The organism is Candidatus Methylomirabilota bacterium, assembly GCA_036005065.1.
In the GTDB taxonomy this organism is placed as follows: domain Bacteria; phylum Methylomirabilota; class Methylomirabilia; order Rokubacteriales; family DASRDR01; genus DASYQW01.
Genome location: DASYQW010000371.1, coordinates 30,378 through 43,521, shown reverse-complemented (window position 1 = coordinate 43,521; position 13,144 = coordinate 30,378). Strand labels below are relative to the sequence as shown.

Genomic DNA, 13,144 nt, shown 5'->3' with positions numbered 1-13,144 from the left:
TCTCCTGTCTCAGCTGGCGGCCGGGTAGGAGCCGAGGACTTTCAGGAACAGGCAGCGCTCGCGCAGCGCCTCCAGGGCTCCCTGCACGACCGCGTCTGCCCGATGGCCTTCGAAGTCGACGAAGAAGACGTACTCCCACGGGCGCCGCCGCGTCGGCCGGGACTCGATCTTCGTCAGATTCAGGCGGGCCGCGGCGACCGGCTCCAGGATGCGATGGAGCGCGCCGATCTCGTCCTTGATGGACAAGAGGATCGACGTCTTGTCGCGCCCGGTGGGACCGATCGCCCGGCGCCCGATGATCAGGAAGCGCGTGACGTTCTGGGCGAAGTCCTCGATGCGCTCGCCCAGGGTGGGCAGCCGATAGAGCTGCCCGGCCAGCTCGCTGGCGATCGCCGCGGCCGTGGCGTCCTCGAGGGCCCGCTCGGCGGCCACCGTCGTGGAGGCGACCTCCGCCATCTGGGCGTGCGGGAGGTTCCGGTCGAGCCACTCGCGGCACTGGGCCAGCGCCTGCGGATGCGAGAACACCTGCTTGACCTCGCTGAGGTCACCCGCGCGCGAGAGCAGGTAGTGGTGGATCGTGACCCGGACCTCGCCTTCGATCAGGAGCTCGGAGTCGATGAGGCGGTCGAGGGTATGGTTGACCGCGCCCTCGGTCGAGTTCTCGACCGGAACCACCCCGACGTCGGCCCACTCGTGCTCGACCTCGGCGAAGACTTCCGGGATCCCCCGCAGCGGCACGTACTCGGCGCTGGCGCCGAAGTGCTCGAGGGCGGCCAGGTGGGTGAACGTGGCGACGGGACCGAGGTAGGCGACGCGGAAGGGGCGCTGGAGAGTGCGGGACGCCGAGAAGATCTCCCGCCAGACGGCCCGCACGGCCTCGGCGGGCAACGGGCCGTCGTTCAGCTGGAGGAGCCCCTCCAGGATTGCCTGCTCGCGCTCGGGGACGAAGAGCGGCCGACCGGCCTCGCGCTTGACACGCCCCACCTCGAGGGCGATCGCCGCGCGCTGATTGAGGAGCTTGAGGAGTTGCCGGTCAAGGTCGTCGATCCTTACCCGCCATTCATCCAGACCCATACACTCTCCAGGGGACGGTCGAGAAAGCCCAACTAGTATAGTGAACCCGGCCGGCCGGCGCAAGGTGGGCAGGGCGCGCGGGACGGGTAGGAGCGGCCCCTACGGGGTTCGCGGCTCGCTCGCTGCCGTCCGCTCGCCGAGCGCCGCGAGCTCTCGGCGATCCAGGTCCCGCCACGCCCCGGGCGCCAGCCGGCCGAGCCGGAGCGGCCCGAAGGCCACGCGCACGAGCCGGCGCACGGTGAGTCCGACGGCCCGACACATCCGCTTCACTTCCCGATAGCGGCCCTCGCGGAGCGTCAGGGCGAGCCACGCCGCCTCAGGCCCGGCCCGCCGGAGAAGCCGTGCCTCTTCGGCCCGGGCCGGCCCGTCCTCCAGGAGGACGCCGCGGCGCAATGCCGCGAGCGCCGCCGGGTCGATCCGTCCTTCCACCAGCACGTGGTAGACCCGGGCCACCGCGTGCCGCGGGTGCGTCAAGCGGTAGGTCAGCGCGCCGTCGTTCGTGAGGAGCAGGAGTCCCTCGGCATCGTAGTCGAGGCGCCCGACCGGGTGGAGACGCACCTCGAGCTCGGGCAGGAGGTCGAACACGCGCGGGCGGCCCCGCGGATCCTCGCGCGTCGTCAGGTACCCGGGGGGCTTGTGGAGGAGGACGTAGCGCTTGGGCTCGGCGCGGGGCAGCTCTTGCCCGTCGACCTCGATCCGGTCGCGCTCGGGATCGGCTCGGGCGCCGAGCTCCTCGACCGGACGGCCGTTGACAGACACACGGCCGGCCTGGATCAGCCGTTCCGCGCCGCGCCGGGAGGCGACGCCCGCCTCGGCGAGGAGCTTCTGGAGGCGGACTCCCGCCACGGTCTCAGGGCCTATCGAACAATCCGCGGGGCACTGCCCTCGCACTCAGGCTCGACCGTACCACCACCGCAAGGTCCGCTCCCGACAACCTGGGCTGTTCCAGGTTCATCCATCCGGCTGCGCTCCGCGCCCGGGAACTCCGAGCGGCGGCTGTGCCGCCGCCACGATTCCTGGGGGAGCTTCGGAGGGGGTGTTCCGACACCCCCTCCGAAGCACCGCTAGGGCTGGCGGAGGGCCGTGTCCTCGGCGGCGTGGGGCGTCGTGGCGGCGGCCGGCCCGGGCTCCGGCGCCTCGGACAGGCCCGGCGCCTCGTCGGCCGCGGCCGGCTCCTGGTCCGTCGGCTCGATGACCGGGGACACGGGCGTCTCGTCCGGCACCTCGAACGGGGGGAGCTCGGAGAGGTCGCGCAGCCCGAAGTGTTCCAGGAACTCCCGGGCAGTGCCGTAGAGGATCGGCCGGCCCGGCGTCGCCTTCCGGCCCACCACGCGGATGAGGCGCCGCTCGAGGAGGGCGGCCAGCACGCTCTCCGCGTTGACGCCTCTGAGCTGCTCGATTTCGGGCCGGGAGATCGGCTGCCGATAGGCCACGATCGCCAGCGTCTCGACCGCGGCCCGCGAGAGCCGGCTCTTGAGGCGCAGGCGCTGGAGCCGGAGGAGGACCGGGGCCAGCTCGGGGCGCGTGACCAGGCGCAGGCCGCCGGCCACCTCGACGACGGCCAGGCCGCGGCCGGGCGCCTCGCAGGCCGCGCGCACGATCTCCACGGCCTGCCGGGCCTCGTCGGGGTCGACCTCGAGCACCTCGGCGAGCCGGGGAAGCTCGAGCGGGGCATCCGACGCGAACAGGAGCGCCTCCAGGGCGGCCACGGTCTCAGGATTCACGGCTCGGTCCTCCCGACAGGGCGCGCTCGATGACGATGTCGCCGAAGAGCTCCCGCTGCTGCGTGCGCGCCTGCCCCAGACGCACCAGCTCGAGGAGGGCGAGCAGGGTCACGACGACCTCCGGGCGCGGCGGACTCGCGCCGAGGAGCGCCGAGAAGAGCACGTACCAGGAGTGGTCCAGCACGCCCAGGATCTCGGCCATCCGGGCCAGGAGCGACGGCGGCTCGGGCTCGACGTCCCGCGTGGGCTCGCCCCGGGCCAGGCGGGCCAGAAACCGGCGATACGCCTCGCCGAGGTCCCACAGGCTCAGGCTCTCGACCGGCAGGTACTCCGGCATCGGCAGCTCGCTCCACGTCCGGGTGAAGCAGAGCGCCCACGCCGCCTCCTTCTCGCGGAGCCACTCGCCGATCGTCTTGACCCGCGCGTAGGCGCGCAGGCGCGCCTCCAGCTCGAGCCGCAGGGCCTCCCCTTCCGCGTCGAGCGCCTCTTCCTCGATGTCGGGCTGCGGCAGGAGGAGCTTCGACTTCAGGTAGATGAGGGTGGCCGCCATCACGAGGAACGCCCCCGCGTCGTCGAGCTCGCGGAACTCCACCGCCTCCAGGTAGGCGAGGTACCGGTCGGTGATCTGGCGGATCGGCAGCCGGGCCAGGTCGATCTCGTTCGAGCGGGCCAGATGGAGGAGGAGATCGAGGGGGCCCTCGAAGCCCTCGAGCCGGACGGTGAGGGCGGACGCGGTGACGGCCGGCTCCAGGCTGGCCATGCTCAGGCGATTCCCACGGCCGCCTTCGCCTCACCGAGGGTCTGGCGAGCGGTCGCGCGCGCGCGGGCCGAGCCGTCGCCCAGGATCTGGCGGATCCGACCCGGGTCGGCCGCGATCTCCGTGCGGCGCTCCCGAATGCCGTCGATGGTCGGCATCATGTGGGTGAGGAGGATGCCCTTGCAATCGAGGCAGCCGATTCCCGCCGTCCGGCAGCCGGTGGCCGCCACCTGGCGCTCGCTCTCGGGCGTGAAGATCTTGTGGAGATCGAAGACGGGACACACCTCGGGATTCCCGGGGTCCGTGCGCCGCTTGCGGGCCGGGTCGGTCACCATGGTCCGGACCTTGGGCACGGTCACCTCGGCGGGATCGGCGAGGTAGATCGCGTTGTCGTAGGACTTCGACATCTTCCGCCCGTCCGTCCCGGGCACCTTGGGAATGACGGTGAGCTTCACCTCGGGCTCGGGAAACACGGGTCCGAAGAGGTGGTTGAAGCGCCGCGCCACCTCCCGGGTCAGCTCGACGTGCGGCACCTGGTCCACCCCGACCGGCACGTAACGTGGCTTGTAGATCAGGATGTCGGCCGACTGGAGGAGCGGGTAGCCGAGGAGCCCGTAGGACGGGGACTCCAGCCCGAGCTGATCGACCATCTCCTTGTAGGTCGGGACGCGCTCGAGCCACGCGACCGGCGTCAGCATCGAGAACAGGAGGTGGAGTTCGGCGTGCTCCGGCACGAGCGATTGAATGAACAGCGTGCTCCGCTCGGGGTTCAGTCCCGCCCCCAGCCAGTCGGCGGCCATCTCCAGGGTGTTGATGCCGAGGTCCCCCTTGCCCGGAATCTCGGTGGTGAGGGCGTGCCAGTCGGCCACGAAATAGAAGCAATCGTACTCGTCCTGGAGCCGGACCCAGTTGTCGAGCGCCCCGAGCAGATTTCCGAGGTGCAGTCGCCCGGTCGGGCGCATCCCCGAGAGCACGCGGCCGCGGCCCGTCGTCACAGCCGAGCCTGCCCCTCGCGCGAATCTGCGCCCCCGCCGGCCGCCAGGTGCGCCGCGAAGCGCTCGAGGTCGGCGGGCGTGTCGACGCCGAGCGACGCGTGCGGCGTCAGGAGCACCCGGATGCGGACGCCGTGCTCCAGGGTCCGGAGCTGCTCGAGCGTCTCCGTCAGCTCGAGCGGGGTGGGCCGGAGGCCGGCGAAGCGCTGGAGGAAGCCGGCCCGAAAGACGTAGATCCCGATGTGACGCAGCGGCGTCACCAACCCGGGCTGTCGGCGGTACGGGATGGGCGCTCGGGAGAAGTAGAGGGCATAGCCGCCCTGGTCGAGGACGACCTTGGTGGCGTTGATGTCCGTGAGCTCGGCATCGTCCCGGATCGGGTGGGCGAGCGTCCCCATCTGGATCACCGGGTCGTCGGCCATCAGCCGCACCAGCTCGTCGACCGCCTTGACGTCGAAGGTCGGCTCGTCCCCCTGGAGGTTCACCACGAGCTCGGCCGGATCGCCCCGCACCGCCTCGGCCACGCGGTCGGTTCCGCTCGGATGCGTCGGGCTCGTCATGGCCACCGCGCCCCCGAACGCGCGGACCGTCCCGGCGATTCGCTCGTCGTCGGTGGCGACGAGCACCCGCTCGACCGCCGTGAGGTGCCGTGCCCGCTCCCAGACGTGGCGGATGAGGGGCTTCCCTCCGGCCACCGCCAGGGCCTTTCCCGGGAACCGCTTGGACGCCCAGCGGGCCGGGATGACGGCGATCGCGCGCGTCATCCCGACCCGTCGGCCGGAAGCGCGCCAGCCGCCTCGAGGCGGTCGACCCAGGCGATCTCTTCGCGGAGGCCGTCGGCGAGCGGCGTCTTGGGAGCCCACCCGAGGAGCCGAGCGGCGCGCCCGATGTCGGCGTAGGTGTGGGGCATCTCGCCGGCGGCTCCCGCCCCCGCCTGGACCCGGGCCTTCCGCCCCGTGAGGCGCTCGAGCTCCGCGATGGCCTCGCGCAGCTCGATCCGGACGCCGCCGGCCACGTTGACGACCTCGCCCGCAGGGAGGTCGGCGGCCGCCGCCCGGCACGTCGCCTCCACGATGTCCGCGACGAAGGTGAAGTCACGGGTCTGGCCGCCGTCCCCGAAGACGGGGATCGGCCGGCCGGCCCGAAGGGCGCGGATGAAGCGGTGGAACGCCATGTCCGGGCGCTGGCGCGGTCCGAACACGGTGAAGTAGCGGAGGGACACGGTGGGGACACCGTAGGCGGCGGCGTAGAGGCTCGCCAGGTGCTCGCCGGCGAGCTTCGTCACCCCGTACGGGGAGAGCGGCCGCGCGGGACTCTCCTCGCGCATGGGGACCTCGGACCGGCCGTACACCGCGGACGACGACGCGTAGACGAACCGGCGGAGCCGGCGGTCGCGGGCGGCTTCGAGGAGGCGCTGGGTGGCCAGGATGTTCCAGTCCGTGTAGATCCGGAAGGCGCGGCCCCAGCTCGCCCGCACCCCCGCCTGGGCCGCCAGGTGGAACACGACGTCCACGCCGTCGAGGAGCACGGCCGGATCGACGTCGAGCAGGTTGCCCCGCAGGAGCGTGAAAGCCGGCGCCCCCTGGAGCGCCTCGAGGTTCGCCTCCTTGAGACTCGGCGCGTAGTAATCGGTGAAGGCGTCGACCCCCGTGACCCGATGGCCGTCGGCCACGAGACGCTCCGCCAGCTGGGAGCCGATGAACCCGGCGCAGCCCGTCACCAGGCACTTCACGCGCGCGGCTCTTCGCCGGCCGTGAGCTCGGCCGCGACGCCGACCCCGTCCACGTCGCCGATCGCGCTCGGGCCCGTCACGGCCCGGGCGCGCCGAATCGGGCGAGGATCTCGGCGATGAGGTCGCGGCTCGAGTGGCGCTTGTCGTCCCCCGCGATCGCGACCTCTCCGCCGCTGTCCCGGACCGTGGCTGCCTCGGGGACGGACTCGGGACTGTAGTCGGTGCCCTTGGCGTGCACGGCAGGGCGCAGCAGCCTCACCAGGCCGTCGGCGGTGTCATCGTCGAAGATCACCACATGGTCGACGGCCGCCAGCGCTGCCAGAAGCTCGGCCCGCTCGGCGGCGGGCATGAGGGGACGGCCGGGGCCCTTCAGTCGCCGGACGGAGGCGTCGGAGTTGAGGCCCACGATGAGGATGTCGCCCAGGGCCCGCGCGGCGGCGAGGTAGCGGACGTGGCCCACGTGGAGGAGATCGAAGCATCCGTTGGCCAGGACGATGCGGCGGTCTCGCGCGCGGGCGGCGGCCGCCACCGCGCGGACCTGCTCAAGAGCGAGGACCTTCCCGGTCATCCCGGCTGCCGGCGCGCGCGTCCTGCCGAATGGCCTCGCACAGCTCGCCCCGTGTGACGGGTGCCGTGCCGCGCTTCATGACCACGACGCCGCCGGCGTAATTCGACAGACGGGCAGCCTCCAGGGGTCCGGCGCCGGCGGCCAACGCGAGGGTGAACGTGCTGATGACCGTATCGCCCGCCCCGGTCACGTCGGCGATCTCGTCACTGCCGTAGATGGGGATGAAGGTCGCGTCGCCGCCCCGCTCGAAGAGGGCGAGGCCCTTGGAGCCGCGGGTCACGAGCAGGAGGCGGGTCGAGAGCCGCGCGAGGAGCCGCCAGCCGGCCTCCTCGACGGCCTTGTCACCGTCGAGCGAGATGCCGAGGAGCTGCTCCACCTCCGGCTCGTTGGGTGTGGCCGCCGTGATCTCGCCGAAGCGGAGCAGGTCGTACCGCGAGTCGGCGCTGACGATGACGCCACCCCCGTCGAGCTGCCGGACCTCGTCGAGAAGCTGCCCGCCGATCGTCTCGTACCCGTAGTCGGACAGCACGACCGCGTCGACTCGGGGGGCCCACGTCCGCAAGCGCTCCAGCAGCGCCGCCTCGGCCGTCACCGGCAGCGGCCCCTCGGGCTCCCGATCGATCCGGCAGAGCTGCTGTCGCGTCGCGACGTAGCCCCCGGCCATGATCCGCGTCTTGACCGGCGTCGCGCGGTCGGCCACCGTCACCAGCCCCTCGGCGGTGACCCCGAGCTCCCCGAACAGCGCGCGGAGAGCGCCTCCGGCCCAGTCGGCGCCCACCACTCCGAGGGGAAGCACGCGGGCTCCCAGAGTATGCAGGTTGTGACACGCGTTGGCGGCGCCGCCGAGGCGAACGTCGCGGGACAGGTAGCGGAGAATGAGGACCGGGGCTTCGCGGGAGATCCGCGCCGGCTTGCCGTAGACGTATTCGTCGGCGACCATGTCGCCGAGGACTAGGACGGTCTTGCCCTGGAACGCCTCGACGGCGCGAAGCAGACGCGCGCCGTCGGCGCTAACCACCGTGCAGAACCATCCCGGAGACCATCGGCCTCATTATACGGATCGCCTCGAAGCTGGAAAGCGGTTTTTCGCACCCGCGACGCCTGCGGGTGCTTCGATCACCCCGGCCCGATGAGCTCGCGGATCTTCGGCTTGAGCTGCTCGTACCTCACCGGCTTGGCGAATCCACCCTGGACGTCGAGATCGAACGTCACGACGTCCCACAGCGCCGACACGACGATGATCGGCACCTCGGCCACGGCCCTCCACTCCGGATCGGTTCGGATCATCTGGACCAGGCTCGCCCCGCCGAGCCCCGGCATGTTGATGTCCAGGATCACCAGATCGATCCCGCCCTGCCGCAGGAACTCGAGCGCGGCGTGCCCATCGTGGGCCATCGTGACCGCGTACCCGTCCCGCTCGAGGAACTCGCCGAGTACCTCGCAGAGATTGGCGTCGTCGTCCACGACCAGGACGCGTTTCACCGCGCTAGCTCATCGGAGGGGGCCTCGACGGCCCCCTCCGAGACCTCCCCCAGGAGGAGAGGTTGCGGCGGCAAACCCGCCGCTCGGAGCATTCCTCCGTGCACTGCCCGGCCGGCCCTGGGCACAGCATTACTCCGGGACACCGCTAACCCACGAAGTGCGCGGTCGCGAACGCGAAGAGGAAGACCACCAGGAGCCCGAAGGACAGCAGCCGCAGACCCTCGGCCAGGCTGCCATCGCGATCCGCGATGCCGGCGGCGGCGAAGGCCGGGACGGCGGCCAGGAGCTCGCGCCCCACGCTCTCCGGCGCGAACAGAACGCCGACGAAGACGGTGGCGGCCGTGTAGATCCCGGCCGTCGAGCCGAGCCGGTGGAAGACCTTCACCGTCAGTGCGATGAAGACCAGCGGCAGGACGACGCGGAGCGAGTCGAGGAGCCGCGTGTAGGCCTGGATGCGGGGACCCCGGGTGAGGATCCAGTAGGTCTCCCGCCAGTAGCCGGCCAGGTCCCAGTGAAAGCGCACGTTCCAGCCGTTGGCGTGCGCGTCCCAGAATGCCAGCGGGTTCCCGAAGGCCAACCACAGGTACACCGCGTAGGCAGCCAGACCAGCCGGCACCAGGCACACGCCGAGCACGTCCTTCATCTCGACGTCGTGGCCCGCTCGCCAGCGCCGGTAGAGCGGCCAGGCGAACGCCGGGAACAGCAGGACGCCCATCGGCCGGGTGGCGGCCGCCAGCCCCCCCCACAGGCCGGCCAGTGGCCAGCGCTTCCGGCCCGCCGCGATGAAGGCCAGGGTCGCCAGCAGGAAGAAGAGCGACTCCGCGTAGATGCTGTGGAAGAAGAAGGAGAAGGGAAAGACCAGAAGCCACAGCACCGCCCGCTCGGCCGCGACGGGGCCGGCCTGGTCTCGCACCCAGACCCAGAACGCGATCACTCCGCCCACCGCCGCCAGGTTCGCGATGAGCAGTCCGGCCACGACCTGGTTGCCGGTCACCGCCGTGAGCGCCTTGATGGTCAGGGGGAAAAGCGGGAAGAAGGCCACGTTCGACTTGCCGGTCGGATCGAACCAGTACCCGCGCTCGACGACGTTCAGGTACCACCAGGAGTCCCACCGCACCCAGGTCGCGATCGAGAGGCTCTGGCCCAGGTACACCTCGGTCGGGGACTGGATGCCGGCCGGGACGATACGGATTGCGCAGGCCGCCACGATGAAGAGCGACAGGCGGGTCAGCGCGAAGTAACCCAGCGAGCGGCACAAGCCCAGGCGATCGGCGGTGGCCGTGACCCAGGCGCGCGCGGTCGCGAGCGTGGACGGGGCTCGGGGCTTGCGGAGGCGAGCACTCGCGGAAACGGACATTGGTGTCTCGGGGACCAGTCGGCGCCGGACCCGGGGGATTGTAGCACGACGGAGTCACCGGCCGAACTGCCCGATGTCAGGCGCTCCCGGTCAGGGCGCGGGCATATGCCTCCTCGACGGCGACCGCGCGGCGCTCCGGCGTGAATCGCGCCAGCACTCGCTGACGCCCCGCGGCGCCCATCGCCCGGGCCCGCCCGGGATCGGCGAAGACCGCCGCCAGGCGCTCCATCACCGCCTCCGGCTGCGGATCGACCAGCCAGCCCGTCTCCCCGTCCACCACGGTCTCGGGCATCGCGCCGAACCGGCCGACGACGACCGGTCGCTCCGCCGCCATCGCCTCGATGACCGCCCGCCCTGACTCCTCCGCGCCGCCCCCGAGGAGCGCGAAGCAGTCCATCGCTGCCAGCACCTGCGGCAGATCGGCGTCACGGTACCCGGCGAAGATCACGACCTCCTCGAGTGCGAGGTCACGCACCAGCCGTTCCACCGCGGGCCGCCCCTCCCCTCGCCCGACGAGCAGGACCCGGAGGGCCGGGAACCGCGCACGCAGCCGACCGGCGGCGCGGAGCAGGACGTCGTGGCCGCGTCCGGGGACGAGGCGCGCGACCGAGCCCACCACGGGGCGGGTGCCGAGCTGGAGCTCGGCCCGCACGGGCCGGCTGTCGGCCCGGGGGGAGAAGCGGCCGACGTCGACCGCGCCCGGCACCACGGTCGGACGCGCGCGGAGGAGCCCGGCTCCCCAGGCCGCCTCGGCGATGGCCTCGCTGGCGGCCAGGACCGCGCCCGTCCGTCGGAAGAGCCACCGGAGCGCCGGACCCCGGCGGATCGCGCGACGGTGATGGACGGTCCGCACCAGGACGACCGGGAGACCCCGGGCGGCCACGGCCGCCAGCCAGTGGTCGTGGCTCAGGTGGGCGTGGACGATCTCGATCCGGCGCGCGCGGAGGAGCCGGCGCAGCGCGCGGACGTCGCGCAGGAGAACCCAGGGACGCGCGGTGCGCTCGAGCGACAGGCTGTCCACCGGCACCAGACCCACGGCGAGCGCCCGGGCCTCGAGGGCGTCGCCGCGGATGCAGGCGAACGCGACGTCGTGCCCGCGCCCCCGCAGGCTGTGGGCGAGACCGAGTGCGGGGTCCGCGCTCCCCGTCCACCAGCGGTTGGCGATCAGGTGGAGCACCCGAAACCGTCTCATGCCGGAGCGCGCGGGTCGACCTGGAGCCGCTCGTGGACCGCGCGCCTCACCTCGTCCACGGTGATGGCGCGGACGCATCGGTGGTCGATGGGACAGTGCGGCTGGTAGCAAGGCGCGCAGGGTGGCGGCCGCCAGAGCGCGAGGTGGCGGCTCCCGAGCGGCGCCGACCGACGTGGATCGGTCGGACCGAACAGCGCGACGACCGGGACGCCCACCGCGGCGCCCAGGTGTGCGGGTCCGCTGTCCGGCGTCACCAGCACTGCGAACTCCGCCAGGAGGGCGGGAAGGAGGGCGACGTGGTCCCGGCCCACCAGAGTCCGGGGCGGTGCCGCCATCGCGTGCTCCACGGCGGCGAGGAGCGCCGCGGCTTCCGGGCTTCCGAGGAACACGACCGGCGTCCCGTCCGCCTCGAGACGGGAGGCGAGCGCGGCGAGACGCTCGGCGGGCCAGAGCTTCGACGGACCGAAGGCGGCGCCGAGCTGGATCGCGACCGGACGGTCCCGGGAGCGCACCCCGACCTCTCGCAGGAGTCGGCGGGCTTCGTCCCGGTGCGTGGGGGCGACGGCGAGCGTGGGAGCCGTCATGCGGGGCGCGAGCCCGAGCGGACGGAGGAGGGCCAGATACTCCGCAACCTGGTGGCAGCGCTCGGCCGACGGCGGCACCGGGTGGGTCAGCAGCGCCGCCCGACCGTCGCCCGAGTACCCGACGCGCCGGCGTGCGCCGGCCAGCCAGGCGCCGAGCGCGCTCTCGAAGGAATTCGGGAGGAGTAGCGCGAGATCGAGGTCGGCCTGACGGAGCTCGCGGGTGAGGGCCCAGCGGTCGGCCCAGCGCCGCGGGTACGGGAGCAGGCGGTTGAGGGCCGGCTCCGTCGCGAGGACGGCGGGCACCCAGGGCCCGAGGCCCCAGAGCTCGGCCCGTGGCAGGGCGTCGCGCAGCGCGTGGATGGTCGGCAGCGCCATCACCGTGTCGCCCAGCCAGTTCGGGCAGCGGACCAGGGCCCGCCGGATCTCGCCGACCGGGATCGGTGCGACGGATCGGCTCACCGGGCGCCCCTCCGACGGTCAGCGGCACCGAGGCCGGCGGTGGGCCCGGTCCCCCTCACGGCGTCCCCAGATGCGCGTCGAGCACCGCCCACCAGGCGGCGTCGCCCCGGAGCCGCAGCCGCACCCGCAGCACCCACACCGGCAGCGTCCCCGGCGGCGGGAGGCGGACGGCATCCTTCTCGGTGGTCAGGAGCACCTCGGCCGCGACGGCGCGCGCGCGGGCCTCCAGCGTCGCGAGGTCGCCCGGCTCGTACGGGTGGTGATCGGGGAACGGGACGAAGTCGAGTGGCGTCACGCCCAGCTCGGCGAGGGTGGCGGCGAAGTTCTCGGGCACGGCGATCCCGGCGAACGCCACGACACGTCGGCCGCGGAGCACGCCGACGCCGGTCACGGTGCCGGCGCCCAGATCCTCGACCGCCTCGGGCTCGTAGCTCGCGAGGGCCAGCGGCGCCGACGGCGCCCGGGCGCGCAGCTCGGTCTCGACGTGGCGGAGGTCCGGCCGTCCGGCGGCATGGGTGAGAACGAGTAGATCGGCGCGCCCGAGCGCCGCCGGCGGCTCGCGGAGGCTCCCGCGCGGGAAGAGTCCGCGGTGGCCCCACGGGGCGCGCGCGTCGAGACAGACGACCTCGACGTCCTTGCGCAAGCGCATCTGCTGAAAGCCGTCGTCGAGCAGCAGGACGTCGGGCCGGAAGCGACGCAGAGTGAAGGCTCCGCCCCGGAAGCGATCGCGATCCACGATGATCGGGACGCCGCCCGGGACGTCGGCCAGGCGGCGCGCCAGCAAGATCGGCTCGTCCCCACCGTCTGCGACGCTCGCGACGAGGCGCTGCCCGTCCGACACGAGCCGCGGCCCGTCCGATGCCCGCCGGCCGTAGCCGCGGCTCAGGATCGCGACCCGCCGCCCGCGCGCGCTCAGGGTCCGCGCGATGAGCTCGACGAGCGGCGTCTTCCCGGTGCCGCCGATGGTGAGGTTACCGATGGCTACCACGCGGCACGGGAGGGTCCGCGTCGTCCGGAGGCCGCATGCGTACGCGGCGCGGCGGAGGGCGAGCCCGGCGCGGTAGGCGAGCGCGGCGACCGCGAGCACGGTGTCCCAGGGCGCCGGGAGCCCTTCGCGCCAGGCGCGCACGAGCCGGGCCCGCTGGGTCGCGCTGAGCACGTGCTCAGGTCACCCTGGAGGGGAGCGGCGGCGCTCCGCCCCCGAGCGCGAGGGGCATGGGCTC

14 protein-coding genes are annotated in these 13,144 nt (G+C 73.0%); all 14 read right to left on the bottom strand.

Annotation, left to right across the window (positions count from 1 at the left end; all coding sequences use genetic code 11):
• Nucleotides 1-9: 9 nt before the first annotated feature.
• Nucleotides 10-1,074 (bottom strand): prephenate dehydratase, encoded by a 1,065-nt coding sequence (gene pheA / locus VGW35_25260; protein HEV8310984.1) that lies wholly within the window; start codon nt 1,072-1,074, stop codon nt 10-12.
• A 99-nt stretch (nt 1,075-1,173) separates the two neighbouring features.
• Complete coding sequence (locus VGW35_25255; GenBank protein ID HEV8310983.1) at nt 1,174-1,920, bottom strand: pseudouridine synthase; 747 nt, start codon at nt 1,918-1,920, stop codon at nt 1,174-1,176.
• A 218-nt stretch (nt 1,921-2,138) separates the two neighbouring features.
• Complete coding sequence (gene scpB, locus VGW35_25250; protein ID HEV8310982.1) at nt 2,139-2,798, bottom strand: SMC-Scp complex subunit ScpB; 660 nt, start codon at nt 2,796-2,798, stop codon at nt 2,139-2,141.
• Nucleotides 2,788-3,558: a segregation/condensation protein A gene (locus VGW35_25245; protein HEV8310981.1), complete on the bottom strand. Its 771-nt coding sequence runs from the start codon at nt 3,556-3,558 to the stop codon at nt 2,788-2,790. Before VGW35_25245 ends, scpB begins: the two co-directional genes overlap by 11 nt.
• Before the next feature lie 2 nt (nt 3,559-3,560).
• The gene (gene trpS / locus VGW35_25240; GenBank protein HEV8310980.1) at nt 3,561-4,550 is read right to left on the bottom strand and encodes a tryptophan--tRNA ligase; all 990 of its coding nucleotides are present in this window, start codon (nt 4,548-4,550) and stop codon (nt 3,561-3,563) included.
• Complete coding sequence (gene kdsB, locus VGW35_25235) at nt 4,547-5,311, bottom strand: 3-deoxy-manno-octulosonate cytidylyltransferase (GenBank protein HEV8310979.1); 765 nt, start codon at nt 5,309-5,311, stop codon at nt 4,547-4,549. The genes trpS and kdsB overlap by 4 nt, the downstream gene beginning before the upstream one ends.
• Nucleotides 5,308-6,279: an NAD-dependent epimerase/dehydratase family protein gene (locus VGW35_25230; protein ID HEV8310978.1), complete on the bottom strand. Its 972-nt coding sequence runs from the start codon at nt 6,277-6,279 to the stop codon at nt 5,308-5,310. The genes kdsB and VGW35_25230 overlap by 4 nt, the downstream gene beginning before the upstream one ends.
• Before the next feature lie 76 nt (nt 6,280-6,355).
• Entirely contained in the window at nt 6,356-6,847 is a 492-nt protein-coding gene (locus VGW35_25225; GenBank protein ID HEV8310977.1) for an adenylyltransferase/cytidyltransferase family protein, read from the bottom strand.
• Nucleotides 6,822-7,865: a PfkB family carbohydrate kinase gene (locus VGW35_25220; GenBank protein ID HEV8310976.1), complete on the bottom strand. Its 1,044-nt coding sequence runs from the start codon at nt 7,863-7,865 to the stop codon at nt 6,822-6,824. Before VGW35_25220 ends, VGW35_25225 begins: the two co-directional genes overlap by 26 nt.
• Nucleotides 7,866-7,963: 98 nt before the next feature.
• The gene (locus VGW35_25215) at nt 7,964-8,329 is read right to left on the bottom strand and encodes a response regulator (protein ID HEV8310975.1); all 366 of its coding nucleotides are present in this window, start codon (nt 8,327-8,329) and stop codon (nt 7,964-7,966) included.
• Nucleotides 8,330-8,474: 145 nt separating this feature from the next.
• Nucleotides 8,475-9,686 (bottom strand): mannosyltransferase family protein, encoded by a 1,212-nt coding sequence (locus VGW35_25210; protein HEV8310974.1) that lies wholly within the window; start codon nt 9,684-9,686, stop codon nt 8,475-8,477.
• A 76-nt stretch (nt 9,687-9,762) separates the two neighbouring features.
• The gene (locus VGW35_25205) at nt 9,763-10,878 is read right to left on the bottom strand and encodes a glycosyltransferase (protein ID HEV8310973.1); all 1,116 of its coding nucleotides are present in this window, start codon (nt 10,876-10,878) and stop codon (nt 9,763-9,765) included.
• Nucleotides 10,875-11,921, bottom strand: coding sequence for a lipopolysaccharide heptosyltransferase II (gene waaF, locus VGW35_25200; protein HEV8310972.1), 1,047 nt, complete (start codon nt 11,919-11,921; stop codon nt 10,875-10,877). Before waaF ends, VGW35_25205 begins: the two co-directional genes overlap by 4 nt.
• 55 nt (nt 11,922-11,976) lie before the next feature.
• The gene (lpxK, locus tag VGW35_25195; protein HEV8310971.1) at nt 11,977-13,080 is read right to left on the bottom strand and encodes a tetraacyldisaccharide 4'-kinase; all 1,104 of its coding nucleotides are present in this window, start codon (nt 13,078-13,080) and stop codon (nt 11,977-11,979) included.
• Nucleotides 13,081-13,144 lie beyond the last annotated feature (64 nt).

Coding starts and splice junctions, on each gene's coding strand:
- VGW35_25205 (HEV8310973.1), bottom strand. CDS start 10,878: ATGAGACGGTTTCGGGTGCTCCACCTGATCGCCAACCGCTGGTGGACG.
- VGW35_25245 (HEV8310981.1), bottom strand. CDS start 3,558: ATGGCCAGCCTGGAGCCGGCCGTCACCGCGTCCGCCCTCACCGTCCGG.
- kdsB (HEV8310979.1), bottom strand. CDS start 5,311: ATGACGCGCGCGATCGCCGTCATCCCGGCCCGCTGGGCGTCCAAGCGG.
- VGW35_25225 (HEV8310977.1), bottom strand. CDS start 6,847: ATGACCGGGAAGGTCCTCGCTCTTGAGCAGGTCCGCGCGGTGGCGGCC.
- pheA (HEV8310984.1), bottom strand. CDS start 1,074: ATGGGTCTGGATGAATGGCGGGTAAGGATCGACGACCTTGACCGGCAA.
- VGW35_25210 (HEV8310974.1), bottom strand. CDS start 9,686: ATGTCCGTTTCCGCGAGTGCTCGCCTCCGCAAGCCCCGAGCCCCGTCC.